Source organism: Chelativorans salis (assembly GCF_025336525.1).
GTDB classification, from domain to species: domain Bacteria; phylum Pseudomonadota; class Alphaproteobacteria; order Rhizobiales; family Rhizobiaceae; genus Chelativorans; species Chelativorans salis.
Window position 1 is genome coordinate 89863 of sequence record NZ_JAOCZP010000011.1, and the last position, 22362, is coordinate 112224.

Below are 22362 nucleotides of genomic sequence, written 5' to 3' on the forward strand. Positions count from 1 at the left end.
GGCGTGCCGTCTCTCCGCGCGGGGCAAATCCGCCTGCCCTACCCCGCTCCATCTCCCTCCCGGGCGCTCATCCGGGTTTCCGTCCCCAGAACACCTCGAGCCCGCGCCATTCGAACTCGTCCATGTCCTCCAGCATGCCCTTGAAGGCGTCTTTCAACTCGCCGGGGCTGTAGTAGGGGAAGTCCTCGAACCGGGTCGCGATCCGCGACATGATCTTGGTGATCAGGTGATCCAGATGCAGGTCCTGCTTGATCTTGAAGATCTGCTCGGGCCCGCCGAGGATGATCTCGGCCATTACCAGCCGCCGCCCGGGTTTCAGAATGCGGACGAACTCCGCCCCGGCCTCGGTCCAGTCGTCGGCATGCTGGATAGCCTGCAGGTTCAGCACCGCGTCATAGCTGTTGTCGGGGATATCCTTGCAGTAGTCGTACTTGAACGTCCCGCGCTGGCCGCCGCGGCCGACCTTGTTGTGGAACATCGCGTCGCGGCATTCTTCCTGGTTGTCGATCGCCGTCAGCTCGCCCGAGGCGCCGATGCGCCTTTTGATGTCGTCGATGAAGCCGCAGCTTTCGAGCGACTCCCCGATCAGGAAGACCTTGGAGCCCTCTTCGAGCTCGCAGAGATTGTAGATCATGTCGAGGACCACGTAGGCCTTGCGCCACATATATGGCAGCCCGCCGACGAAGATCGCCGTGGCCCACCGTTTCTGGTTCTCGAGGTCGAACACGTCCTCGCCGAAGCGCTTGGCGTCGAAGGCCTGCATCAGGTCCCACGGCGTCGTGCCCTCGGGCAGCGGGTTCTTGAGTTCGATTTTTCCCATTCGGGCTCCTCCCAAAATCCGGGATCCGGGAGTTGCACTGACTGTGCGGCAGCGCGAGGACCCCTCCGTCTCCAAAAGGGTACCTCCCCAGCCGAGTTGACGTCCAAGGCAATCAGAGAATACTGAATATGCCTGAAATGAATGGGGGCGGTCATGGACATGCGCGCACTCCGCTACTTCGTCAGCGTCGCCGACAACCGCAGTTTCTCGAAGGCGGCGCTGCAGCTCCGGATCGGGCAGCCGGCGCTCAGCCGCAGCGTGAAGCAGCTGGAACAGGATCTCGGCGCCCGCCTGTTCGACCGCTCCCGGAACGGCATCGAGATGACCCGCTCGGGCCGGCTGCTGCGCCGGCGGGCGAAGGACATCCTCGATCAGTTCAGCCAGATCCAGCACGAAGTCCGGTCCCAGGTCGACGTGGTCGCCGGGAACGCCACGGTCGGCGTTCCGGCGGCCGCGGGGCAGCTCCTCGTGCCGGCCCTCCTCGCCTACCTGGCGGACCGCCACCCGGGCATTCGCATTCGCACCATCGAGGGCATCAGCGCCGAGAACCACGACCGGCTGCTGTCGCAGACCGTCCATGTATGCCTGCTCTACGACCCGCTGCCGCACCGCGACCTGCAACTCACCCCCGTCGCTGTGGAGGACATGCACCTCGTCGCGCGGCGCGAGATGCTGTCGCTCCTGGGCGACCCCTGCGCGCTCAGCGAGCTGGAGAACCTGCCGCTGATCCTGCCGTCCTCGCCCAACAGCCGGCGGCTGCTCGTCGAAAAGGCGTTCAAGGACCAGAACCTCGTGCTGAACGTCCAGGCCGAGGTCGACAGTTTCGTGGTGACTCGGACGCTCCTGATGGCGGGCAAGGGGTATTCGCTGACCACGCTGTCTTCGATCGCGGATTTGCCCGAGGACAGCCCCCTGTCCTACGCGCAGCTCGACCCGGACAAGATCAGTTGGGTCCTGTCGATGGCAATCCGCACCGCCAACCTGCGCAACCCGGTGCTTCAGGCGGTCTCGGACGCGCTCGTGACCGTGACCCGCAGGCTGATCGAGAGCGGCGCGTGGCAAGGCGCCAGGGTGCCCAGGTGAGATATGTCCGGCGCCCGGCATCATGGAAACTGCAGCTCCTGGACCGCGAGCCGTTCCGCCAGGAACTCCCTGGCGTCGGGTTGCACCGAGCTCAAATCGACGAAGGTCGCCGATACGTCCGTCGACAGTAAGCCCTCCGGCCCGTGTAGAGGGCCCGGACACTGGAACTGGAGCCGTCGCTAGCGATCGACACGACGATCTCCGCCGCATCGGCCGCGAACCGGGTGACCCGGCCCGGGCTCGGCCAGCGTTGGGCTCGGCGTCCCATCCACCGACCTCGAAACTGCCATTGTGCGACCTGCATGCTGGCAGCACGCGTTGGAGGCATCGAGCACGAGGCCCTCGCCACTCGAAGCTGAGTAAGCAAGCTCAAGCATCTTCGGAAGCAGCAGGCAGAGTGCTGGGTTCGCTGCGACGCAGAGCACGTATTCGCGCATATATCGCCCAGGCAGACGCCAGACCAGCGAGCGTAAGCATGGTGGTGTTGATGGGACCCGAGAACAGCGTGAGCAGATCGCCCTGAGCCAGCAGAAGCGCCCTGCGGAAGTTTTCCTCAAGCAACGGACCCAGCACAAAGCCCATCAGCAGCGGCGCAGCCTCGAACCGGATAAGGCGCAGAACATAGCCGAGCAGGCCGAACCCGAGCAGCAGGACCACATCGAATACAGAATAACTCAGGGAATAGACCCCGATGCATACGAGGCAAATGATGGCCGGATAAAGAAGCACATAGGGGATTTTCAGGAGCCGCACCCAAACACCTATGAAGGGGATGTTGAGCAGCAACAGGATGAGATTGCCGATCCAGAAGCTCGCAACCACCGCCCAGAACATGTCGAAATTCTCGCGCACGAACTGGGGCCCGGGAACAATCCCGTGCATCATCATCGCACCAAGCATGATGGCCATGGTCGTTGTACCGGGAATACCCAGCGCAAAGGTTGGAATGAATGCGGTCTGCGCCGCTGCATTGTTGGCGGCTTCAGGCGCCGCAATTCCCTCGACGATACCGGTTCCGAAGGCCTCCGGGCGGCGGGAAAACCTTTTTTCGAGGGCATAGGCGAAGAAAGATGCCAAGGCCAGCCCAGCGCCCGGTAGCGGCCCTACGATGCTGCCAACGGCTGTGCCGCGCAGTGTCGGAATCGCCGAGCGAGCGATATCGTCGCGCGTTGGGATCAGGGATTGCAACGTAATGCGGTCCTTGATGATGGGCGTCGTGTGCGCGGCTATCGACCATATGATCTCGGAAACGCCGAACAGGCCCATCGCCACAATGACGATGCTAATGCCGTCAAACAGTTGGATTCGGCCCATGGTGAACCGGGCCATGCCCGTCTGGATGTCGGCACCGATACACCCGAGCAATATCCCGACGCCGAGCACGGCCAGCCCTCTGGCCGGGCTTCCCTGTGAAATGGTCGCCGCCATGATCAGCCCGAGCAGCAGGGCGACGAAATACTCCTTGCTCTGGAACATCATGGCGAACGAGATGAAGGCCGGCGTCGCCACGGTCAGAAGAATGATCCCCAGGGACCCGCCAACGAAGGACGCTATGGTGGTGACAAAAAGCGCAACACCCGCCCTGCCCTTTTGCGCCATCGGATAGCCGTCGAGGCAGGTGACCGCGTTCGATGGCGTGCCCGGCAGGTTGAGCAGGATGGAAGCGGTGGAGCCACCATACTCGGAGCCGTAATAGACTCCGGCCAACATGATGATCGCAGTGGTTGGATCGAGATAGAACGTGATCGGCAGGAGCATGGAGATCGCGGCGAGCGAACCAATTCCAGGCAGCACGCCCACGACCATGCCGAGAAACACGCCGATGAAACAGTAGGCGAGATTTTCGGCCGATAGCGCTACCGAGAATCCCTGGAGCAGTTCGGCCATCAGAACGGCATCCTAATTGCCGGGATCGGCAGCCCCAAGCCGACGATGAACACCAGCCACCCCCCGGCAGCAGTGGCAACGGCAACCGCGAGCGCATGCAGCGGGCGGCTTTTGCTCGAACCGAGCGCTGCTACCAGCACAACCACAAAAAGGGTTGGGACCAACCCGAGTGGGCGGATCATCAGCGCAAAGGCGGCGACCGACGCAACCACGGCGATGACGGAGCGATGGGAGATCGTGATACGCACCTCTCCCGAACGCAGGAAGCCTTTGACTGCGATACCAAGTCCTACGACTGCGGTGATGATCCCAGTCGCCAATGGAAACACCCCCGGCCCGGGATTTGCGAGCTGGCCGAGTGGATAGCCGGCTGCCACCGCTGCAAAGGCCGCGCCAATGGCGGCGACGAACAGCCCGCCTGCGACATCGGCAGGGTTACAGCGGGACATGATCCGCTCCCCCGGCAGGGCAACGATCACCTGCGCTCATTCCCCATAGCCTCCCTTGACCACGACATCGAGCAATACGCGACCACCGCTCTGGACGACGCGGACGGCCTCCTCCAACGCATCACGTACGGCCTGCTCGCCCTCGAGTGGCCCAAGGGCGGCAAAGCCCTGCGCCCGCGCGATTGCGGCATTGTCGACAAAGGGCTCGATCCTCTGGCCGATCCATTTGTTCTCGACCGGCCTGTCGCGTTCACGGGCGACGCGCTCCTGATGGACCTCGTCGTTGAAATAAGACCGGTTGTTGGCAACGATAAACAAGGCCGGCGTATCGGTATAGCTCGCGCTCCAGAGCGCCTGCATGCCGATGGCAAAATCACCATCCCCGATGATGCCAACGACAAGCCGGCCACTCCCCTTGAGGGCCAGCGCACTACCGACCGTGTGTCCGGGCCCGCTGCCTACCGTGCCGCCCGCGTCCTTGCCCAGGAATGCTAGCGGATGCTCAAAAACGCAGGCAATAGTCGGCCAGCCGAAAGGAAGCCGCGCATAGGTAACAGGCTCTCCCTGCAGAGCGCCGGTTACGACCCAGGCCAAATCCTGAACGGTCAATTCGGACCCGCGTGCCTTCGCCCGCTCACAATCGGCATGGGCCGTCCAATGTTCAGCCTCGATGAGCCGGCTTGGCATCTTCTCGCCGCCGAGCGCGATGACCAGTTGCCCAACCACCGTGTCCGGGTCGGCGAGCACTGGAATATCCACTGCCGGCAGGGCCTGGTGGTCCATGTTCCAGCCATTGGCGAGCACCGGCTCCAGCGACACACTCGCAATCCGCGCGTCGAGCGGCTGTTGTGTCTGCGCCGCCCCGGTTCGAGCCCTCAGGAAACCTGCGAGGTCGTGCCAGTCGAAGCTTACGATCAGATCGGCAGCCGCCACGAGGTCCCGCTCCAAACTTGTGGGCCGTTCTCCCACGGGAGGCAGCACGTGTTGGATGTGCGTGGTGGGGAATACCGCGGCGGCGTGTGTGCCGCTCAGCACCGTCGCGCCGCACGCCTCGGCCAGCACCACGCGCTTGTTCCAGGCTTCCAGGCTTCTGCGGCCACGCCCGAAAAGCAGCAGTGGCCTTTTGGCCGCTCGCAAGGCTTCGACGAGTGCGCTGATGCTCGCAGGGCCCGCTGCCGGTGGCGGCGGCGGAGCAAACCGCTCGACCGGTGGTATGGCGACGGGATGCGACAGCCGGCTCTCCTGTATTCCCGCATCGAGGCACACATAGACGGGCCCGGAGGGCTCGGTGTTGGCGATCTGGTGCGCGCGCAGCAGTGACTCCACCGTGGCCTCGGTCGAGTTCGGCTGATCGTCCCATTTGACGAAGTTGCGCACCAGCGCGCCCTGGTCGCGGGCGGTGTGGACCCAGTCGATCCAGGGACGCCGTTTATCTGCGTCGACCGGTCCGGTGGCGCCGATGACCAGCATCGGCTGACGGTCGCACCAGGTATCGAAAATCCCCATGGCGCCGTTGAGCAGGCCGACATTTGCATGCAAGGCCACCCCCATTGGCTCGTCGGTCGCCCGTGCATAGCCCTGCGCGATGAATACGCTCTGAGCTTCGTGCAGCGCCATTACGATTTCGGGGGATGCGTTGCCGAGCAGGTTGACGATGCTGTCCTGCAGCCCCCTGAAGCTCGATCCCGGCACCATGGCGATGTAACGGTAGCCGAGTTCGCGGATGGTCTGCGCGGCAACGTCGCTGGCCCAGCCGGCCACACTTGCGCTGGCGGGTTCTGATCTTTCCGTCTTCAGGTTCAAAGCCTCGTCTTCCTTGCATTGTGCCAAGCGTCGCAAAATCGTCTCAACGATGATGGCGGCAGTGTGCGTGCGCAAGCCGGCGGAACCTAAAACTAATATCTCGATGGGCAGGATGGATACGGTCGTCGGGCCAAAGTTCGGAAGGCGTGGCCGTAACTTATCAAGTCGAACCCGAAATCAATTTGAGCCTTCGGCGGGGCGGGCTTATCCCGTTAGCCTTCACTGGAAGGCCGCGCGTTCCTCCATTGGCGGCGATAAAGGGACTTGTGACGCAACGATGACAAAGCTTGATTTCGACATGAACGCCGCCCGCATGCTCATCGACGGTGAGATCGTCGAATCCGAGAGTGGACAGCGTTACGACTCCTACGACCCCTGCACCGGCGAGGTGATGGGCAGTGTACCGCGCGGGACTGCTGCAGATATAGACCAGGCCGTCGCAGCGGCCGATCGCGCCCAGCGGGCATGGGCGGCCTTTTCGATGCCCGAGCGTGCAACCTACCTCAAAAAGCTCGCTGCCGCGTTGCGCGCACATGCCAATGCCGTGCTCGATATCGAGGTGCGTGACACCGGCAACACCATCGCCGAAATGCACCACGATGTGGTCAATGCCGCCAATCAGCTCGAATACTACGCCGGGCTCGGCTATGAGCTCAAAGGCCGGACCATCCCCGCCTCGGCCAACAATTTGCATCTTACGGTACGCGAGCCCTACGGGGTCGTGGGCAAGATCGTGCCCTTCAACCATCCGCTGATGTTCGCGGCCGCAAAGATGGCTGCACCACTGATCACGGGCAACACCGTCGTGATCAAACCTGCCGACCAGAGCCCGCTTTCGGCCTGTTATCTTGCCCTTTTGTGCAAGGACATCTTTCCCAAAGGCGTGGTCAACATCGTCACCGGTCTTGGACCGGAGGCCGGCGATGCGCTCGTGCGGCATCCAAAGGTCAAGCGCATCGGCTTCATCGGCTCGGTCGAGACGGGCAAGCTCATCCAACGCCGCGCTGCCGAAGTCGCCGTCAAGAACATTTCGCTCGAACTGGGCGGCAAGAACCCCATGATCGTATTTCCTGACGCCGATCTTGCGAAGGCGGCCGATGCCGCGGTCAGGGGCATGAATTTCGGCTGGCAGGGCCAGTCCTGCGGCTCGACAAGCCGCCTGTTCCTGCATGCCGACATCCACGACCAGGTGCTCGCCGAGGTGATCGACAAGGTCAGGGCCCGCAAGATTGGCAATCCATGGGATCCGACGGCTCAGGTCGGTCCGATCAACAACAGGGCTCAATATGACAAGGTTGTCCGGTTCGTTGAAACCACTATCACGGAAGGCGGAAAGCTTGAAACCGGAGGGAAGCGCCCGGCCGGCCCGGAATACCCCGAGGGCGGCTACTGGTACGAGCCGACGATCTTTTCCGGGATGCGCCCGGATATGACGCTGGCACAAAAGGAAGTGTTCGGTCCGGTACTGGCGGTGTTCAAATGGACGGACATCGACGAGACCATCGAGGTCGTCAATTCGCTCGAATATGGCCTTACCGGCTCGGTCTGGTCACGCGACATAAACACGGCCCTCAAGACTGCGCGCCGTATCGACTCCGGCGTGATCTGGGTCAACGGCGTCGGCAGCCATTTTCCGGCAGTGCCATTCGGCGGCAAAAAGAATTCGGGTACTGGTAGTGAGGAGTCCTATGAAGACATGCTCAGCTACACCGAGGAAAAGGTTATAAACATAATCCTCGACTAACGGCGGGCGGCGGCCAGTCTTGCTGGCGGCCGCAGCCCGTCATAGTCTGGTGCCGGTTCTGGGAGGAAACCGATGCATCTTTTACAATCGCTGCCCAATCTGCGGCATTTGCGAGCCTTCAGCCTGACCGCACGCCACAACAGCATCAAGCGCGCGGCGGCGGAGGTATTCCTGTCTCAGCCGGCCGTGACCCAGGCCGTCTCCAAGCTCGAATCCGAATTCGGCGAAACATTCTTCACGCGCACGCCGACCGGCATGTATTGTACCGAGTATGGCAACGTGCTCCTGCATCGGGTCGATCGTGCGCTGGCAACACTTGCTTCAATAGCCATTATGCCCAAGGGAAAGGCCAGGGCCGATGCAGCGCGAGACCCGCTCACTCATCTTACTTCAGCGCACTTGCGCACCATGATCGCCGTTGCAGACCTTGGCTGCTTCGAAACCGCAGCCGAGACGCTGCAAATTTCAAAGACCTCGCTCCTGCGCACGGTGCGCGCACTTGAGTTCATCTTCGGCACACGCCTGTTTCTACGGTCCGCCAATGGCATCGTCCTCTCGGCGGGCGGCGATATATTTGCCCGCCACGCCAAGCTCGCCGTGCGCGAAATCGAAAGCGCCCGTGAGGAAATCGAGCACATGCGCGGCAACAGGATCGGCCGCATCGTCATCGGATCGATGCCGCTGGCCCGTGTCGATATCGTTCCAAAGGCAGTTGCGCGGCTGCTCAACCGTCTGCCCGACCTGCAGATCCGCATCCTCGAAGGTACGTATTCCGGGCTGATGGCGGGCCTCAGAAGCGGCGAGATCGACGTCGTCGTCGGCGCCCTGCGGACACCGGCGCCCTACCCCGATGTGGAAGAACGTGAACTGTTCAGCGATGCTCTGTCCATCGTGGTCCGCAAGGGCCACGCCCTGACACGGCAAAGAACCGTCTCGCTGAGCGATACCATTGGTTACCCTTGGATCGTTTCCAGCAAAGGCACGCCGACCCGGGACCTCTTTCACGCGGTATTCCGATCGCGGGCCCTCATGGAGCCCAAGCGCATTCTGGAAGTAAGCTCGAATGTGTGCATGCGCGCGTCCTTGCTGGCAAGCGACAGGATTGCCATGGTTTCACGCCGGCAGATCATGATCGAAGAAGAGAGCGGCCTGCTTGAAGTCCTGCCACTCGAACTGCCCGATACCGCGCGCCCGATCGGGCTCACGCTTCGCAGCGGTTGGGCGCCGAGCCTGGCGCAAAAAATCCTTGTCGACGAGCTTGTTGAGGCTGCGGCCGAGGCGCCCCTCATTCGGACCGCCGGCAAGCACGTTAAAAGAACTCGAAAGGTGGCTTTCCCGGGACCGGAATGAAATTATCGGTCAGTCCCTCGATTGCGGTAATGCCCATTTCCCAGCGGGCCTCGATCGATCCTGCTCCGATATGCGGCGTTGCAACCAGATTGGGAAGGTTCAAGAGCGCGTCATCGGTTGCCGGCTCGGTCTCGAACACATCAAGACCGGCAGCGGCTATCCAGCCTTCGGTGAGCGCACGATAAAGGGCGTGTTCATTGACCACCTCGCCTCGTCCCGTATTGATCAGCACACAATCCGGCCGCAGGCTGCGCAACATACCAATATCGTACAGGTTGCGCGTGGTCGGGTTGAGATTGAGATGGATCGAGAGTACTTCCGAGCGCGCTGCCAGCTCCTCGGCGCTGACAGCTTCAACCCCATATTGGGCATAAAAGGCCGAGCGATCCTTGATATCGCAGCCAAGCACGCGACACCCGAACGACTGGAGCAGGCGGATGAACTCCTGCCCGATCTCGCCCACGCCGTGAACGCCGACGACACGGCCGCTCAACTGCCGCCCGAGCCGTGTCAAGGGACGGTCCCCGGCGCGCATCGACAGGTTGCACGGCAGAACCTGGCGCAGCACCGCCATGGCAAGGCAGAGCGCCAGTTCGGCTACCGCTCGCTTGTTCACGCCCGGTGTCCAGCCAAGCCGCACGCCATGGCGGCGCATCGCGATGGGATCGATCTGATCGAGACCAACGCCAAGCTTCGAGACCACCCTCAGGTCCGGCAACGCGCGAAGCACACGGTCCGTAATCTTCTCGAATGAAATGATGGCAGCCTCGCAGCCGGCCAGGTAGTCGATTGTCTCATCCTCGCCCCGGTAGTAGATGCCGCCTTCGGTGTTGACCTTGGCGTCTGGATAGAGCGCGAGAAGGCGCTCCACCAGCCCTGGATGCTGGGCGAAGGCTATAGCGGGCACGGCCACACGGGTGATGGGTGGCCGACCAGCAGAACGATCAGGTATCTCCATGGCGACATTCATGTGCGAGGCCGGCCGTTATCAGCATTTGCGAAACATTGGCGACACTAGTGCAGAGCACTCACGCGGTGAAGAGCTGCGCGCGGCGCGAAATGAGAACTTATCCATCGTTTCATATTTCCAATTGGTTTGCTGGGGCCGTTCTCTGCCATCCAGGAAGCGAGGGCAAATCTGTGTCGGGGCGCATCTCTCCACCCGGCCGGCAATTTCGCGCTGCGCCACGAGGGCGCAGAAATTCCGATGCCTTAGGCATCGCCATGCGGCGCGCGCCGCAAACATGCAGACTTAAAGGGAGGAACTTATGGCACGTTCTGAAAACATCGTCCGGGCAATGATCCTTGGACTGGGATTGTCGGTGAGCTACGGCACGGTAGCCGTCGCGCAATCATATCCCGAGCAACCGATCACCTTCGTCGTTGGGTTTTCCGCCGGCGGCTTTGCCGACACAATGGCACGCATTATCGCCGACGGGGTCAGCCGGGAACTCGGACAGCCCGTGGTCGTTGAAAACCAGGGCGGCGCAGGTGGCGATATTGCCGCAGCACGTGTCGCTGCCGCCGACCCGGATGGTTATACGGTGCTTGTGACAACCGCTAGTTTCGCCCTTTCGGAAGCGCTTGGCGCGCAGCGCGAATATCAGGTTTCCGATTTGGCACCGGTCGCAGTTCCGGTCTCCTCGCCAGAGACGCTGGCCGCCCATCCCTCGGTTCCAGTGAAGAACCTGGCCGAACTGATCGAATGGGCCAAAACCCAGGAAGACGTCACATTTGGCCATGCGGGTATCGGTACGGGATCCCAGGTGACGATGTCCTATTTCCTCAAGCAGTTGGCGGAACTCGACAACGTCATCGAGGTCACATATTCGGGCGGCGGACCGGCCAACCAGGCAGCGATTTCCGGCGAGGTTCAACTCGTAGCCTCGTCGAACTCCGTCTATCCCTTCATCCGCGAAGGCCTTCTCACCGGCCTGGGTATTGCTGCGAACACACCCCATGACGCAGTGCCGGGAGTTGGCACCTTCACCGAGCAGGGTTATGAAGGCTTTGTCGTTTCGTCCTGGGTGGGCCTGCTTGTTCCCGCAGCCACTGATCCCGGCATCCAGGCGACGCTCAACGCGGCGGTGAACACGGTGCTGGGCGATCCCGATGCGCGAGCCCGATTTGCCGATGCCGGCGTTGTCGTCCACGAACGCGACCTTCCGGCTGTCCAGCAATTCATGCAGACCGACATCGAACTGTGGCGTGAAATGGTTTCTGCCACGCAGTAACTGCCCCAACCCCACTGTCCGGCGCGTCTTGTGGCGTGCCGGATTTGCGGTTTGATCGACTGGAAATTCAACGATGGCGGAATCCAGCCACCTTACCGGTGTCTCGTTCGAACAGCTAGCCGACCTTGCGGCAGCGAGCCGAATTCTTGCGCGGCAGGAGGTGGTGGATGCATTCGGCCACGTCTCGATACGGCATCCTGCCCGTCCCGACCGCTATCTGCTGTCGCGGTCGATTGCCCCTGCGCTCGTCACACCCGGCGATATCGTCGAATATGATCTCGACAGCAACAGCATCGATCCCGATGCTCCCAAGGGGTTTCTCGAACGCTTCATACATGGGGAGATCTACCGCAGCCGCCCCGATGTCGGCGCTGTGGTCCACAGCCATTCTCCCTCAGTCATTCCGTTCGGACTGATCGACAGGCCCATGCATGCCATGTTTCACAACGCTGCATTTCTCTCGGCGGGCGTGCCTACCTTCGACATAAGCCGGAACTTTGGTGCAACCGACATGCTGGTGTGCGATTGCGCCAAGGGGCGTGCCCTCGCCGAGACGCTGGGCGACAAGGATGTTGCGCTGATGCGGGCGCATGGCTCGGTCGCGTGCGGCCTAAAACTCGAGATTGCCGTTTTCAGGGCCATCTACACTGAGGTCAATGCCCGTATCCAGACATGGACGACAGGTCTCGCAGAAAATGGAACAATTGCCTTTCTCAGCGAAGAGGAAGGGCAACTTGCGGACCTGCCGAACCAGACCGCCGGCATGCGTGCCTGGGACCTTTGGCGCGAAGAGGTTCGTTCAAGCACGGGCTGGTGAGGAGCGGACGCCTGGGGCGACATCCTGGACCTTAACCACGAATCGGCTGAACAGTTGCCGCGCAGCTGGTTCATGCTATTGGGCACTAAGTTCCCCACCGTGCTCTGAGCCGCATGAGATAGAGCGCGGTGGGTACGCTGCCGATGGTCAGCGCCGCGATGAATTTTCCAAGCGGCGTGCCCGCTAGTCCGGCCAGAAGACTATGGCCTCGGCGATGCTGGAAGGCTGCGGGTGAGAACGATCGCCCTGAGCGAGATCAAATCGCGGCAGCCCTCGGCAAGATCGCCAAGGGTATTGAGCACTACGGATCGACAGCGGTCGTCGGAATGCGGCCAAAGCCGATCATAGATATTCTGGTAGGAATCCGTCCGTTTTCGGATTGGAGGCTATGCGTTGATCCACTGGTCAAGCTTGGCTACGACTATGCCGAAAATTCTGGCGTCCCAGGAGCCCACCCGTCCCTATCAGCAGTACATCACATTATGCTCGTGCGGCATGAGCCCAATCAAGAAGATCGGGGGAACGACAAGTTTTTTCTTGATGGATACCCATCTTAACTCACAGATCTTCGGCGGCCAGTCAGCCAAGCTTACCGATATGTAATTTGACGTCACAATTACCAACTTTTAACGTTCGGCCCCTCCCTTGAAGAAACAGGATCTTTCCATGACACGGCTGACGGCGAAGGACTTCCACCCCGAATTGCTTGAGCTCTACGATTATTATGCTCATGGGAAGATCACCAAGCGTGAATTCCTCGACCGCGCCACCAAATTCACCGTCGGCGGCATGACGGCGGCGACGATACTGGCGACGATGAGCCCAAACTACGCGTTGGCGCAGCAGGTGGAGTTTACCGATCCCGATATCGTTGCCGAATATATCACCTATCCCTCTCCGGAAGGGCATGGCGAGGTGCGCGGCTATTTCGTGCGGCCGTCGGAAGCTACAGGCGCCGTGCCGGGCGTCGTCGTGGTCCATGAGAACCGCGGGCTCAACCCTTATATCGAAGACGTGGCGCGCCGCGTTGCGAAAGCGGGCTTCGTAGCCCTGGCCCCGGATGGGCTGACCTCTGTCGGCGGCTATCCCGGCAATGACGACAAGGGGCGTGAACTGCAGCAGCAGGTCGGTCCCGAAAAGCTGATGAACGATTTCTTCGCGGCCGTCGAATTCCTCATGGAGCATGATGCGACGACCGGCAAGGTGGGCATCACGGGCTTCTGCTATGGCGGTGGGGTGTCGAACGCTGCGGCGGTCGCCTATCCCGAGCTCGGTGCGGCGGTTCCCTTCTATGGGCGGCAGCCGCGCCCCGAGGACGTGCCGCACATCCAGGCGCCACTGTTGATCCACTATGCTGAACTCGACACACGCATAAACGAGGGGTGGCCGGAATACGAGGCGGCCTTGAAGGAACACGGCAAGACCTACGAGGCCTATATCTATCCGGGCGTGAATCACGGCTTTCACAACGACTCGACACCGCGATACGATGAAGAGGCGGCCGAACTCGCCTGGCAACGGACGGTAGATTGGTTCACGCGCTACCTCGCCTGAGGATGCAGTCAAAGCCCGAACGCGGCGCTGCTCAAAGCTTGGGCGGAGGACGGGGCTTTTCAGCTTTGCAGGAAGCAGGCTCCAGCGCTCGCTCTACAGGTTGCGTATTCACTTCCCGATCGCGACAACCTAGGGTCCTCTGATAGGAGGCATGGCATGTCCATCGGCCATCGGCCCAACGCTGAACAATGTACACGGCGGGCTTCGGAAAGTGACTGGGCGGCTTCCCCTGATGGCCGCAACGGCCCTGTTTCTCCTCGCGGTCGCGCTGCCCGCCTCAGGTGACGAGCGGCGCGTTGTCGAGGTCTCCCTGGTCGACGGCGTCGCAAGCGGTGCGGAGTTTACGGATTCGTCGGGAAGCGTACCGACACTCGTGGTTGATCAAGGCGACAGCATCGAGCTGCGGTGGACGAGCGACCGCGCAATGGCGCTTCATCTTCACGGCTACGACCTCGAGGCCGAGGTCGAGCCCGAAACGGAAGCCACCGTTTCCTTCGACGCCCGCGCCGCGGGACGGTTCCTCGTGTCGACCCTGATACGCTTTTTCCCGCGTTCCGCAGTGGATGCATTCAGGAGGGCCGCCAAAGGGTCACAATTACTCGTAGGAGTGAAAGGCCGCTTTCGGTTCAGTCAATCTGGCTCACGAAGGGCAGGTCAGGGTCAACTCGCGTCGTAGCGCGCTCCATTCTGGGCGGCAGGAGTGGGTCGATTCGCGCCATAGGCGCTTCAATGAAATCACTCCGGTAGACTTCTGATCTCAGCGATCTCCTCCAGTTTTCTCCTGCGCGCTCCGGTTCACTTCTGCACCCTCGATGCCCAACAATAGTGCGTTCGCAGGACAGTCGCTCCAATTGACTTCTGCATTTGACAACCTGTGTGGCGAGGAGTTCTTCCAACATGAACTGCCGTTCGACCGCTGGTCGATGACGCGCTGGCGTCAGCGCATGGGCGAGGAGCAGATGATGGCCCTGCTGCAGGAAAGCCCCGCGGTGGCGGTGAAGACTAGAGCGATGAAGCCGCAAGACACGCGCCGGGTCATCATCGATAAGACGGTGCAGCCAAGAATGTGACGTTCCCGACCGACGCCAAGCTCATCCATCGCGCCCCGCTGCGGCTGGTGCGGCTCGACCTGCGTGCCGGGCCGGCAAGCTGGCGCGGATTATCCGCGACATCAGAGCCTGGCGATGCGGATCAGAGAGAGAGAGAGAGAGAGAGAGAGAGAGAGCTATAAGACGTCACTCTCGTGCACGGCTTCGCGGATGAGATCGAGAAGTAGTTGCTGGGTCTTTGTTGGGGGACCTGGACGCAGGAGGGCACGAGCCGGCCGAACTTATTACTCGCGTGCGATTTGTATTGGATTCGGTTCGCGGCCGTCAGTACCGGTGGGGCAAACGGCTTCGACCATTCGTCAGATTCCAATCACGCCGCTCAGGAATGCAATGACCACAGTCACCGACATTCATCCGCACGTCATATCCCGCGATACCACGCGCTTCCCGCTTGCCCCGGTCGGCGGCAAGCAGTCCTCTTGGTCCGCCGCCCACCCGACGAGCCATGAGGACCTCGTAGCTGCCATGGACTCGGCGGGTGTAGCACGGGCCGTGGTGGTGCAGGCCTCGACAGCGTACGGGCACGACAATTCCTACCTGGCGGAGGCGGTGGCGCGGCATCCGGACCGCCTGACTGGAGTGTTCTCGGTCGATGTCCTGGCGCCCGATGCCGTCGAGAAGATCCGTTACTGGCGGGGCAAGGGTCTTGTGGGCATGCGCCTTTTCACCACCGGCACGACGACGCCCGACCAGGCCGACTGGCTGGACGCCGCCGCTTCGCACCCGGCCTGGACCTATGCCGAGGAAACGGGGCTGCCGATCTGCGTGCAGATGCGGCCCGAGGGCATTGTCCGTCTTCGCCGCCTGCTGGAGCGATTTCCCGGTGCTAAGGTGATCCTCGATCACCTTGCGCGGACGCCTGTCGACGACGGTCCGCCCTATGCGGCCGGCGCCGACCTTTGGGATCTGACCGCCTTCCCGGGTGTGCATCTGAAACTGACGATCCGAAACATCGACTGGGCCGCTTCGGGCAAATCGACACACGCCGCGTTCATGGACAAGCTGCGCACGACCTTCGGTTTCGAGCGTATCGCCTGGGGTTCCAACTTTCCTGCCGCCGAACGCCCGCTGACCGAGCTTGTCGCGCGTGCCAGGGAAGCTTTCGTGACGCTCAGCGACGACGAGCGGCGGCAGGTTTTTTCGGGCACCGCCGAACGGCTTTACCCGATGCTGCGGCAGATGGGAAGCAAGGCGGCATGAGCGGGCAGGATCTGGTTCTCGGCGGCCGCTCGGCGCTCAGCGGGGCGATCACGCAAGACATCCTCGACGGGCACGACACCGGTTTCAGACTGGTGACGCTCGATCCCATCCATGACGCCTTCACGCCGATGATCCGCGAGCAGGCCTACCCGGCGAGCGAACTGGCAATCGTCGCGGCGCTTCAGGCTGTATCTTTCGGTAAGCCGCTGATGTTGCTCCCGGTAACGATGGCCGCGCGCTATCAGCACAAGTGTATCATCCGGAACCGCCACCGACCCGCATTCGGACCGAAAGACCTGCCGGGCAAGCGGGTCGGCGTACGAACCTATTCCCAGACCACGGCCGCCTGGGTTCGGGCCATCCTGGAGACGGAGTACGGCGTCCCGACGCGCGCGATGCACTGGGTGACACAGATCGGCTCGCATGCGGCCGAGTTCGCCGATCCGAACTTCGTCGAGGTTGTGGGGCGCGAGCACCCGCTGCTCGACATGCTCGAGACCGGCGAGATCGACGCAGCGATCTTCGGTAACGATCTTCCCGACGTGAGCTGGGTCGCGCCGGTCATCGACGATCCCGAGGCGGCGGGGCGACGGCTGCACCGGGACTCCGGCATCGTCGCGATCAATCACGTCGTCGCGCTAACCAGGGAGGTTGCCGCCGACGCTGCCCGCGTCGGTCGCCTTATGGCGGCGTTTCGCGACGTGCGGGACAGCCTGCCGTCCGAGACGGCGTCGCTGTTCCCCCTTGGGCTCGACGAGATACGGACCTCGGTCGAGGCTCTCCTGAAATCGGTCGAGAACCAGGGGCTCGTCACGAGGAAGCTGTCGATCGAAGACGTCTTCGGCGAGGCGCGAACACTTCTGGGCGACGCCGGCTGATGGCGGGCGACCCTTTGCGGGTCAGCCTTCGTCTGCGACCGCGGCGGCGACTTCGGCAAGGAATTCCTGCTGAACCGGGGTCGGCTCGCAATCTGAGCGCAACGTATAGCCGATCCGCCGCAGCGCGCCGGCGAGGGTAGTCGATAACACCGCAAGCTGATTGCTGGCCTCCTCGTAGCGGATCTGGCGGCGTGAAACGAGTGCCAACGCGTCACTCTCGTGCAGGATCGCGCGCACAGCGACATGCGACGCGACTTCCATCATCTGTGGCGGCGATGGCTGGCCGGCGCCGAAGATCGCATCGAACTCCTGGCGCGCCGGCGATCCCTGGCGCGGGGCGATCCACGGGTATTTGCGGAACTCGGCGACGCCCGGGGCCGGATGACCGGCAAGCGGGTGATCGGTCCGACCGACCACGCACAGCATGTCGTCGGCCAGCACATGCTCGACAACGTCGTCGAAGGGCGGCGGCTGGCGCAGGGTGCCGAGCAGGATGTCGATATCCCCATTCCTCAGCGCTTCCAATAGCGGCGGATAGGCGCCTTCGACCAGCCGCACCTTTATGGCCGGGTGCCGCAGCGCGATAGTGACCAGCGGCTTTGCCGCGACATAGGGGCGTGCAAGCGGCAGCGCCCCCACGGATAGGCGACCGCGGGTCATGCCGCGATCAAGGTCAAGCTCTTCGCGCAGGAGTTCCAGCTCTCTCTCTGCCAGGCAGGCGCCACGCGCCAGACGCGTGCCGAGCGCCGATAAACGGATCTGCGACCCGTCGCGCAGCAGAAGCGTCCGACCAAGACGGTTCTCGAGCCCGCGCAGGTTGCGCACCAGCGAAGGTGGCGTAACGCCGATACCGCGTGCCGCGGCCTCCTGGCCGGTCGTGCGGACCAGCGCGCCAAGCGCCGCAAGCTGGCTGGACGTCAGAAGCAGGTCAGGACGCGGCGCGGCGGTCGGCGCAAAGTCCAGATCGACCAGAGCGGCAGACAGCGCATCAAACGCTCGCCGGATCCGGCGCAAAGCCCTTTCGCCCGCCCGTGTTGGATGCATCCCGGTCGGATGCCGGGTGAAGAACTCCTCAGAAAATGCGCGTTCGATCCGCGTGATCGCCTGCGTCAGAGCTGGCTGCGAAAGGTTCATGACGGCCGCAGCCTTGTTCATGCTGTTGAGACACCCGACTTCGAGGAATGCCCACAGGTGCCGCAGATTGGGAAACGCCTCAACCGGACGCGTCGCGAGGGACTCGCCGATAGGGTGCGGGGGAATCTCGGTCGACATGAGTGGACCTGTGATGGAAAAAGGCCGGCGGCGGCGCGCGCCAGCCTGAAGACTTCAGTTCGACTGGGCGAGCACGTCCTTATAGCGCGTCAACAGCTCGGTCTGCGAGTCGATCAGTGCCTTTAGTTCGTCGCCGTTCATCGGGTCGAGCTGCGAGTCGGTATCAGCGGCCCATTGCTGCAATTCCTCTGCCTCGAGCGCCTTCATGAAGGCCGCTTCGAACGCAGCGCTGACCTCCGGATCGACCCCCGGAGGCAGGCCGAAGGCGCGGATCAGGCCAAGGCTGGCCAGCGCCGGATAGCCCGCCGAGTCGGCCTTCTCGGTATCCGGGAAGTCGGCGACGTCGCGATCCGTCATCAGCAGCAGGCCCTTCAGATCGCCGGCGGTATTGAAGGCGGTCGCGGTGTTGATCGGCGTGACCGAGGCCACCGCGTCGCCGCGCACGACGCCCAAAAGTGCGTCGTTGTTCCCCGGATAGCCCGAGATGATCTGGCACTCGATCTCGACCTCGTTGCATAGGATTCGGTTGGCTGCGATCCCTGACGATCCATAGGCGCTGAAGCTGACCGGCTCTCCCGCCGCTTTCAGGTCCGCGATCGTGTTGTAGGGCGAATCCGCCGCGACGACGACGATGTACTGGTTGAAGGCCATGGCGCCTAGCCAGTCGATCTTGTCGATGTCATAGCCGGTTTCCTCGCCCAGGACGATCGGCTGGATTATGCCCGGAACGTTGAAGGTGGCAAAGGTCTGGCCGTCGGGCCGCGCGTTGTAGGCAGCCTGCGCGCCCCGCATACCGGCGCCGCCCGAGATGTTCTTGGGCACGATCTGCACACCAAGCTGCTCGCCCAGAACCTTGCCGAGGATGCGTCCATAAGTGTCGAACCCGCCCCCTGGGCTCGACGGGATGATCAGGTCGATATTGCCGCTGGGCCAGTCCTGCGCCGCCGCCGGCACGGCCAGCGTTGCAACCGCGACGGCCAGTGCGCCGCCGGCCCGTGTCAGTTTTCGCATTAATTCCATGTGGAATCCTCCCTTGGGTTGTCGCAGCGCGGCCTCACATGTAGCCGCCGAAGATAAGACCCTCGAATATAGCGTATCCGAGGAGCACCTCGAAAATGAGGTAAAGGGCGCCGGTGAGGGATATCGCGACAAGCGCCGCTATCCAGATCGGCTTTCCAGCGTGCAGCCATAGATAACTGATCACGTAGACCGGGATGGCGATGTAGAAGCCGAACGCGGTCGCAAGAGCGGTGAAGGCGACGATCCATGCCAGCGCGAGCGCTTCCTGCCTGACGGGCTGTTCCTGAGCGTCTCCGCCCGGGCGGATGCTGGCCGCGCCGCCAAACGCCCGCCGCAGCCCGCGCGCCACCCGTCCCTCGCCCTGGCTCAGGATATCGAGGAATAGAAATAGGATCGTCAGAGTTGCAACGGAGATCGGGATGGCCCTGCTGCCTGCGCTGTACTGCAGCGCGGTCGCAAAGTAGACGGCCGAAACTGCGATGAGGACCAGGCTTGTCAGAATGGCACGGCGGTCCGTCACGCTTCCTGCTCCTTTCCTTCTCTGAACTTGCGGATGCCGTAGCGGATCGCCGGCACGCAAAGGCTGAGCACGATCAGAAGGAACAGGATCAGCGACACCGGCCGTGAAAAGAAGGTCGTCCAGTCACCGCGCGAGATCATCAGTGACTGGCGGAAGTTCACCTCCATTACGCTGCCGAGGAACATCGCGATGACCAATGGCAGGCGCGGATAGTCGAACCGGATCATCAGGTAGCCGATCACGCCGAAGATCACCGCGACGATCACATCGTACATTGAGCTGTTCAGAGCATAGGCACCGACCAGAGCGACCGGCAGGATGATTGCCACAAGATAGTTCACGTCGATCAGGGTGATCCGGGCGAGTTGCCGCGCCACCAGCAAGCACATGACCGAGGCAAAGACCGAGGCGAACGCGAGCGACAGGATCAGGCTTGTCACCACGTCCATGTGATTAAGCAACACTGCCGGCCCCGGCTGCATTCCATGCAGCACCAGCAGACCAAGAAAGACCGCCATCTCCGCGCTGCCGGGGATGCCGAAGGCCAGGGTCGGGATCAGCGCTCCGCCCTCGCGTGCGTTGTTCGACGCTTCGGGCGCGATCACGCCCTTGATGTTGCCCTTGCCGAAGGTCTCCGGCTCGTCGGAAATCTGAACCGTGACGGAATAGGCAAGGAAAGCCGCCACCGTCCCGCCAACCCCGGGAATTGCACCTATGGCGGCACCGATGGAGGAACCGCGCAGCACGGTCGGCCACTCGCGGAAGACGGCACGCACACCCTCTCCCACCCGGCTGACCTCCACCTCCTCGGGGTTCTTGGTGATCGCGCCACCCGAGAGGTAAAGAGAGACGATCTGGGCCACGGCGAACAGACCGATCAGCGTGGGCACCAGAGGCACCCCGTCCCATAGGTAGTCGACGCCATATGTAAAGCGGGTACCCGAGCCGACATCATCATAGCCGACGAAGGCGATCATCAGACCGAGACCGGCGGCAATCAGCCCGCGTAGCAGCTTGCCTTCGGTAGAGACCGCAATCGCGCTAAGGCCGAGCACTGCCAGCATGAAGAACTCCGGCGGCGCGAAAAAGAGGATCACCTCGCGCGCGATCGGAAGCGCCAGGAGAAGCAGGATCACCCCGAACAGCCCACCAATCGCCGAAGCGGCCCCGGCAGCGCCAAGTGCCGCGCCGGCACGGCCCTGCAACGTCATCGGGTAGCCGTCGAAGACTGTGGCGGCGTTCGGCGCCGTGCCGGGTGTGTTCAGCAGGATCGCGGTGACCGAGCCGCCGAAGGGCACCCCGCCCATGATGCCACCCGCGAGGAACATCGCCGAAGTCGTGTCCATACCGAAGGTCAGCGGGATCAGCAGCGCCAGCGCCGTCGGGCCGCCAAGGCCCGGAATGATCCCGAACACCAGCCCGACCACTGCGCCGATTGCCAGATAAAACACTCCGCCGCCCGCGACCAGCGCGTGGAACGAGTGCGCGAGTGCGTCCTCCATCCCTATCCTCGATCGTTGTGGTCCTTTATCGAAGCGCCATTCCTTGCGGACGCGCGCCTCCTCCCAACAGGGCAATTACATTTTCGCAGGACGTATATTCGTCCAGGCACCGAGCAACAAATCACTTGGATGCCTTTGTTATAACTTTTGTGTTCGCGGTAGCCCAGACGACGCAGTCCGCCAGGTCATTCCGTGCGGAGGCCCATGTAAGTCATCAACTGGGGGATGGGGCTACACTGTTGAGGCAGCCAATCCAAGGTAGGCGCGAAACTCACCCGTCCGAGGATACCTGACGCGGCGAGCGCACCCCGCCAGAGCTTTTTGTGACGCTCTACTGCGTTGCGAAGCAGTAGAACAATCCATCCCCGCCGGTGCCTTGGAGAGCTGTTTGGCTGCATCCGCGAGATGGATGCGACGAATTCCAAAACTTCGACGCGGCAGAATCGTCAAATCCCATCCGGTCATGATGACCGACCATGGCGCTGCCGTCCTCTGCACTTGAGGTCCAGTCCTCGCACGTCGCGTCATGCGCCGTACCATCCGGCATTGAGCCCATGAGTATATCGTGGCGGTTTGGATCGTCGCCGCGGCCATTCACCATCTCGCCGTTCTCGTCGAGTGCCGTCTCCTTGCTGATGAGGTTCTGGTCGCCATGCAATTCATCGACACTCTCGGCAATCGTTTCGCCTGCCGCGTTAACCCAAGGTCCATCTCGATCTGGAGACTTGGGGCTGGATTGTCGGGCGTCTTTTCTATCTCACGGGCGATTTCGACAATCCCGAAACCTACCGCCGCCTTGCCGAGCGCCTGGAAAAGCGTGCCAAGGAAAGTGGTCATGCCAACGCCGTCCTCTACCTCGCCACGGCGCCGCGTTTCTTTGGTATCGTTATCGAGCAGCTGAGCGCTGCCGGATTTTCGCGGGAGAAGGGGCTTTCGCCGCATCGTCATCGAAAAGCCTTTCGGCACCGACCTTGCCTCCGCCGAGGCGCTCAACCACCCGAAGGCAACAGCTGTTCCTAGCGCTCCCGGCAGCAACAGTTCATGTCAAGGTTGAGCTGAACGTCAGAGGTATCTGTTATAACGACTTAAGATCGCACCGCAGCTGGAACCGAGCGACTGT

The 22362-nt window shown here is 62.3% G+C and carries 20 protein-coding genes and 3 pseudogenes; 13 read left to right on the forward strand and 10 right to left on the reverse strand.

Going from position 1 to position 22362, the window contains the following annotated elements; all coding sequences use genetic code 11:
* Positions 1-67: 67 nt before the first annotated feature.
* A complete protein-coding gene (locus N5A92_RS24265) occupies positions 68-820 on the reverse strand; it encodes a methyltransferase domain-containing protein (protein ID WP_260906948.1) in 753 nt (250 codons plus the stop codon).
* A gap of 153 nt (positions 821-973) precedes the next feature.
* Here N5A92_RS24265 and N5A92_RS24270 point away from each other — a divergent pair, with 153 nt between their 5' ends.
* Positions 974-1903, forward strand: a complete 930-nt coding sequence (locus tag N5A92_RS24270; RefSeq protein ID WP_260906950.1) for a LysR family transcriptional regulator — start codon at positions 974-976, stop codon at positions 1901-1903.
* A 369-nt stretch (positions 1904-2272) separates the two neighbouring features.
* On the opposite strand, the gene N5A92_RS24275 is transcribed toward N5A92_RS24270, so the two are convergent.
* The 3 genes from N5A92_RS24275 to N5A92_RS24285 are packed head-to-tail and all read right to left on the reverse strand — an operon-like array spanning position 2273 to position 6042.
* On the reverse strand, positions 2273-3790 hold the full coding sequence (locus N5A92_RS24275; RefSeq protein ID WP_260906951.1) for a tripartite tricarboxylate transporter permease: 1518 nt from the start codon (positions 3788-3790) through the stop codon (positions 2273-2275).
* A complete protein-coding gene (locus tag N5A92_RS24280) occupies positions 3790-4239 on the reverse strand; it encodes a tripartite tricarboxylate transporter TctB family protein (protein ID WP_260906953.1) in 450 nt (149 codons plus the stop codon). The genes N5A92_RS24275 and N5A92_RS24280 overlap by 1 nt, the downstream gene beginning before the upstream one ends.
* Before the next feature lie 36 nt (positions 4240-4275).
* Positions 4276-6042, reverse strand: coding sequence for a thiamine pyrophosphate-binding protein (locus tag N5A92_RS24285; RefSeq protein WP_260906954.1), 1767 nt, complete (start codon positions 6040-6042; stop codon positions 4276-4278).
* A 112-nt stretch (positions 6043-6154) separates the two neighbouring features.
* On the opposite strand from N5A92_RS24285, the gene N5A92_RS24290 reads away from it, so the two are divergent.
* Positions 6155-7786 carry an aldehyde dehydrogenase family protein gene (locus N5A92_RS24290; RefSeq protein ID WP_260906956.1) on the forward strand — a complete coding sequence of 544 codons (1632 nt, stop codon included), beginning with the start codon at positions 6155-6157 and terminating at the stop codon, positions 7784-7786.
* 72 nt (positions 7787-7858) lie between these two features.
* A complete protein-coding gene (locus N5A92_RS24295; protein WP_260906958.1) occupies positions 7859-9136 on the forward strand; it encodes a LysR family transcriptional regulator in 1278 nt (425 codons plus the stop codon).
* Here the strand turns inward: N5A92_RS24295 and N5A92_RS24300 are convergent.
* A complete protein-coding gene (locus tag N5A92_RS24300) occupies positions 9096-10094 on the reverse strand; it encodes an NAD(P)-dependent oxidoreductase (RefSeq protein ID WP_260906960.1) in 999 nt (332 codons plus the stop codon). The genes N5A92_RS24295 and N5A92_RS24300 overlap by 41 nt on opposite strands.
* Before the next feature lie 310 nt (positions 10095-10404).
* On the opposite strand from N5A92_RS24300, the gene N5A92_RS24305 reads away from it, so the two are divergent.
* The 8 genes and pseudogenes from N5A92_RS24305 (at position 10405) to N5A92_RS24335 (ending at position 16928) form a co-directional block, all read left to right on the forward strand.
* A complete protein-coding gene (locus N5A92_RS24305; RefSeq protein WP_260906962.1) occupies positions 10405-11370 on the forward strand; it encodes a Bug family tripartite tricarboxylate transporter substrate binding protein in 966 nt (321 codons plus the stop codon).
* Between the two features lie 73 nt (positions 11371-11443).
* Positions 11444-12187: a class II aldolase/adducin family protein gene (locus N5A92_RS24310; RefSeq protein WP_260906964.1), complete on the forward strand. Its 744-nt coding sequence runs from the start codon at positions 11444-11446 to the stop codon at positions 12185-12187.
* Positions 12188-12345: 158 nt separating this feature from the next.
* Positions 12346-12744 carry a GrpB family protein gene (locus tag N5A92_RS27565; RefSeq protein ID WP_425248638.1) on the forward strand — a complete coding sequence of 133 codons (399 nt, stop codon included), beginning with the start codon at positions 12346-12348 and terminating at the stop codon, positions 12742-12744.
* 109 nt (positions 12745-12853) lie between these two features.
* The gene (gene yghX / locus N5A92_RS24315) at positions 12854-13741 is read left to right on the forward strand and encodes a YghX family hydrolase (protein ID WP_260906965.1); all 888 of its coding nucleotides are present in this window, start codon (positions 12854-12856) and stop codon (positions 13739-13741) included.
* 232 nt (positions 13742-13973) lie between these two features.
* Positions 13974-14417 (forward strand): cupredoxin domain-containing protein, encoded by a 444-nt coding sequence (locus N5A92_RS24320; RefSeq protein WP_260906966.1) that lies wholly within the window; start codon positions 13974-13976, stop codon positions 14415-14417.
* Positions 14418-14604: 187 nt separating this feature from the next.
* Positions 14605-14882: pseudogene (locus N5A92_RS24325) on the forward strand (IS5/IS1182 family transposase); the annotation flags it as partial.
* A gap of 298 nt (positions 14883-15180) precedes the next feature.
* Positions 15181-16050, forward strand: coding sequence for an amidohydrolase family protein (locus N5A92_RS24330; RefSeq protein WP_260906967.1), 870 nt, complete (start codon positions 15181-15183; stop codon positions 16048-16050).
* Complete coding sequence (locus tag N5A92_RS24335) at positions 16047-16928, forward strand: hypothetical protein (protein WP_260906968.1); 882 nt, start codon at positions 16047-16049, stop codon at positions 16926-16928. The genes N5A92_RS24330 and N5A92_RS24335 overlap by 4 nt, the downstream gene beginning before the upstream one ends.
* 21 nt (positions 16929-16949) lie before the next feature.
* On the opposite strand, the gene N5A92_RS24340 is transcribed toward N5A92_RS24335, so the two are convergent.
* The 5 genes and pseudogenes from N5A92_RS24340 to N5A92_RS24360 form a co-directional block, all read right to left on the reverse strand.
* Positions 16950-18200, reverse strand: a complete 1251-nt coding sequence (locus N5A92_RS24340) for a LysR substrate-binding domain-containing protein (RefSeq protein ID WP_260906969.1) — start codon at positions 18198-18200, stop codon at positions 16950-16952.
* 54 nt (positions 18201-18254) lie between these two features.
* Positions 18255-19220, reverse strand: coding sequence for a Bug family tripartite tricarboxylate transporter substrate binding protein (locus tag N5A92_RS24345; RefSeq protein WP_260906970.1), 966 nt, complete (start codon positions 19218-19220; stop codon positions 18255-18257).
* Between the two features lie 34 nt (positions 19221-19254).
* Positions 19255-19740, reverse strand: coding sequence for a tripartite tricarboxylate transporter TctB family protein (locus N5A92_RS24350; RefSeq protein WP_260906971.1), 486 nt, complete (start codon positions 19738-19740; stop codon positions 19255-19257).
* Complete coding sequence (locus tag N5A92_RS24355) at positions 19737-21242, reverse strand: tripartite tricarboxylate transporter permease (protein WP_260906972.1); 1506 nt, start codon at positions 21240-21242, stop codon at positions 19737-19739. Before N5A92_RS24355 ends, N5A92_RS24350 begins: the two co-directional genes overlap by 4 nt.
* A gap of 331 nt (positions 21243-21573) precedes the next feature.
* Positions 21574-21951 (reverse strand): annotated as a pseudogene (locus N5A92_RS24360) (hypothetical protein); the annotation flags it as partial.
* Between the two features lie 26 nt (positions 21952-21977).
* On the opposite strand from N5A92_RS24360, the pseudogene N5A92_RS27570 reads away from it, so the two are divergent.
* Both N5A92_RS27570 and N5A92_RS27575 read left to right on the forward strand, forming a co-directional pair.
* A pseudogene (locus tag N5A92_RS27570) lies at positions 21978-22106 on the forward strand (hypothetical protein); the annotation flags it as partial.
* Between the two features lie 82 nt (positions 22107-22188).
* Positions 22189-22296, forward strand: a complete 108-nt coding sequence (locus tag N5A92_RS27575) for a hypothetical protein (RefSeq protein ID WP_425248639.1) — start codon at positions 22189-22191, stop codon at positions 22294-22296.
* The last annotated feature ends 66 nt before the right edge of the window (positions 22297-22362 follow it).

Bases quoted from the DNA above. Each gene is read 5' to 3' on its own strand.
- N5A92_RS24340 (WP_260906969.1), bottom strand. From the start codon at position 18,200: ATGTCGACCGAGATTCCCCCGCACCCTATCGGCGAGTCCCTCGCGACG.
- N5A92_RS27565 (WP_425248638.1), top strand. From the start codon at position 12,346: ATGAATTTTCCAAGCGGCGTGCCCGCTAGTCCGGCCAGAAGACTATGG.
- N5A92_RS24305 (WP_260906962.1), top strand. From the start codon at position 10,405: ATGGCACGTTCTGAAAACATCGTCCGGGCAATGATCCTTGGACTGGGA.
- N5A92_RS24335 (WP_260906968.1), top strand. From the start codon at position 16,047: ATGAGCGGGCAGGATCTGGTTCTCGGCGGCCGCTCGGCGCTCAGCGGG.
- N5A92_RS24355 (WP_260906972.1), bottom strand. From the start codon at position 21,242: ATGGAGGACGCACTCGCGCACTCGTTCCACGCGCTGGTCGCGGGCGGC.
- N5A92_RS24320 (WP_260906966.1), top strand. From the start codon at position 13,974: ATGGCCGCAACGGCCCTGTTTCTCCTCGCGGTCGCGCTGCCCGCCTCA.
- N5A92_RS24345 (WP_260906970.1), bottom strand. From the start codon at position 19,220: ATGGAATTAATGCGAAAACTGACACGGGCCGGCGGCGCACTGGCCGTC.
- N5A92_RS24265 (WP_260906948.1), bottom strand. From the start codon at position 820: ATGGGAAAAATCGAACTCAAGAACCCGCTGCCCGAGGGCACGACGCCG.
- N5A92_RS24275 (WP_260906951.1), bottom strand. From the start codon at position 3,790: ATGGCCGAACTGCTCCAGGGATTCTCGGTAGCGCTATCGGCCGAAAAT.
- N5A92_RS24295 (WP_260906958.1), top strand. From the start codon at position 7,859: ATGCATCTTTTACAATCGCTGCCCAATCTGCGGCATTTGCGAGCCTTC.
- N5A92_RS24280 (WP_260906953.1), bottom strand. From the start codon at position 4,239: ATGTCCCGCTGTAACCCTGCCGATGTCGCAGGCGGGCTGTTCGTCGCC.
- N5A92_RS24310 (WP_260906964.1), top strand. From the start codon at position 11,444: ATGGCGGAATCCAGCCACCTTACCGGTGTCTCGTTCGAACAGCTAGCC.
- N5A92_RS24330 (WP_260906967.1), top strand. From the start codon at position 15,181: ATGACCACAGTCACCGACATTCATCCGCACGTCATATCCCGCGATACC.
- N5A92_RS24290 (WP_260906956.1), top strand. From the start codon at position 6,155: ATGGATACGGTCGTCGGGCCAAAGTTCGGAAGGCGTGGCCGTAACTTA.
- yghX (WP_260906965.1), top strand. From the start codon at position 12,854: ATGACACGGCTGACGGCGAAGGACTTCCACCCCGAATTGCTTGAGCTC.
- N5A92_RS24270 (WP_260906950.1), top strand. From the start codon at position 974: ATGGACATGCGCGCACTCCGCTACTTCGTCAGCGTCGCCGACAACCGC.
- N5A92_RS24300 (WP_260906960.1), bottom strand. From the start codon at position 10,094: ATGGAGATACCTGATCGTTCTGCTGGTCGGCCACCCATCACCCGTGTG.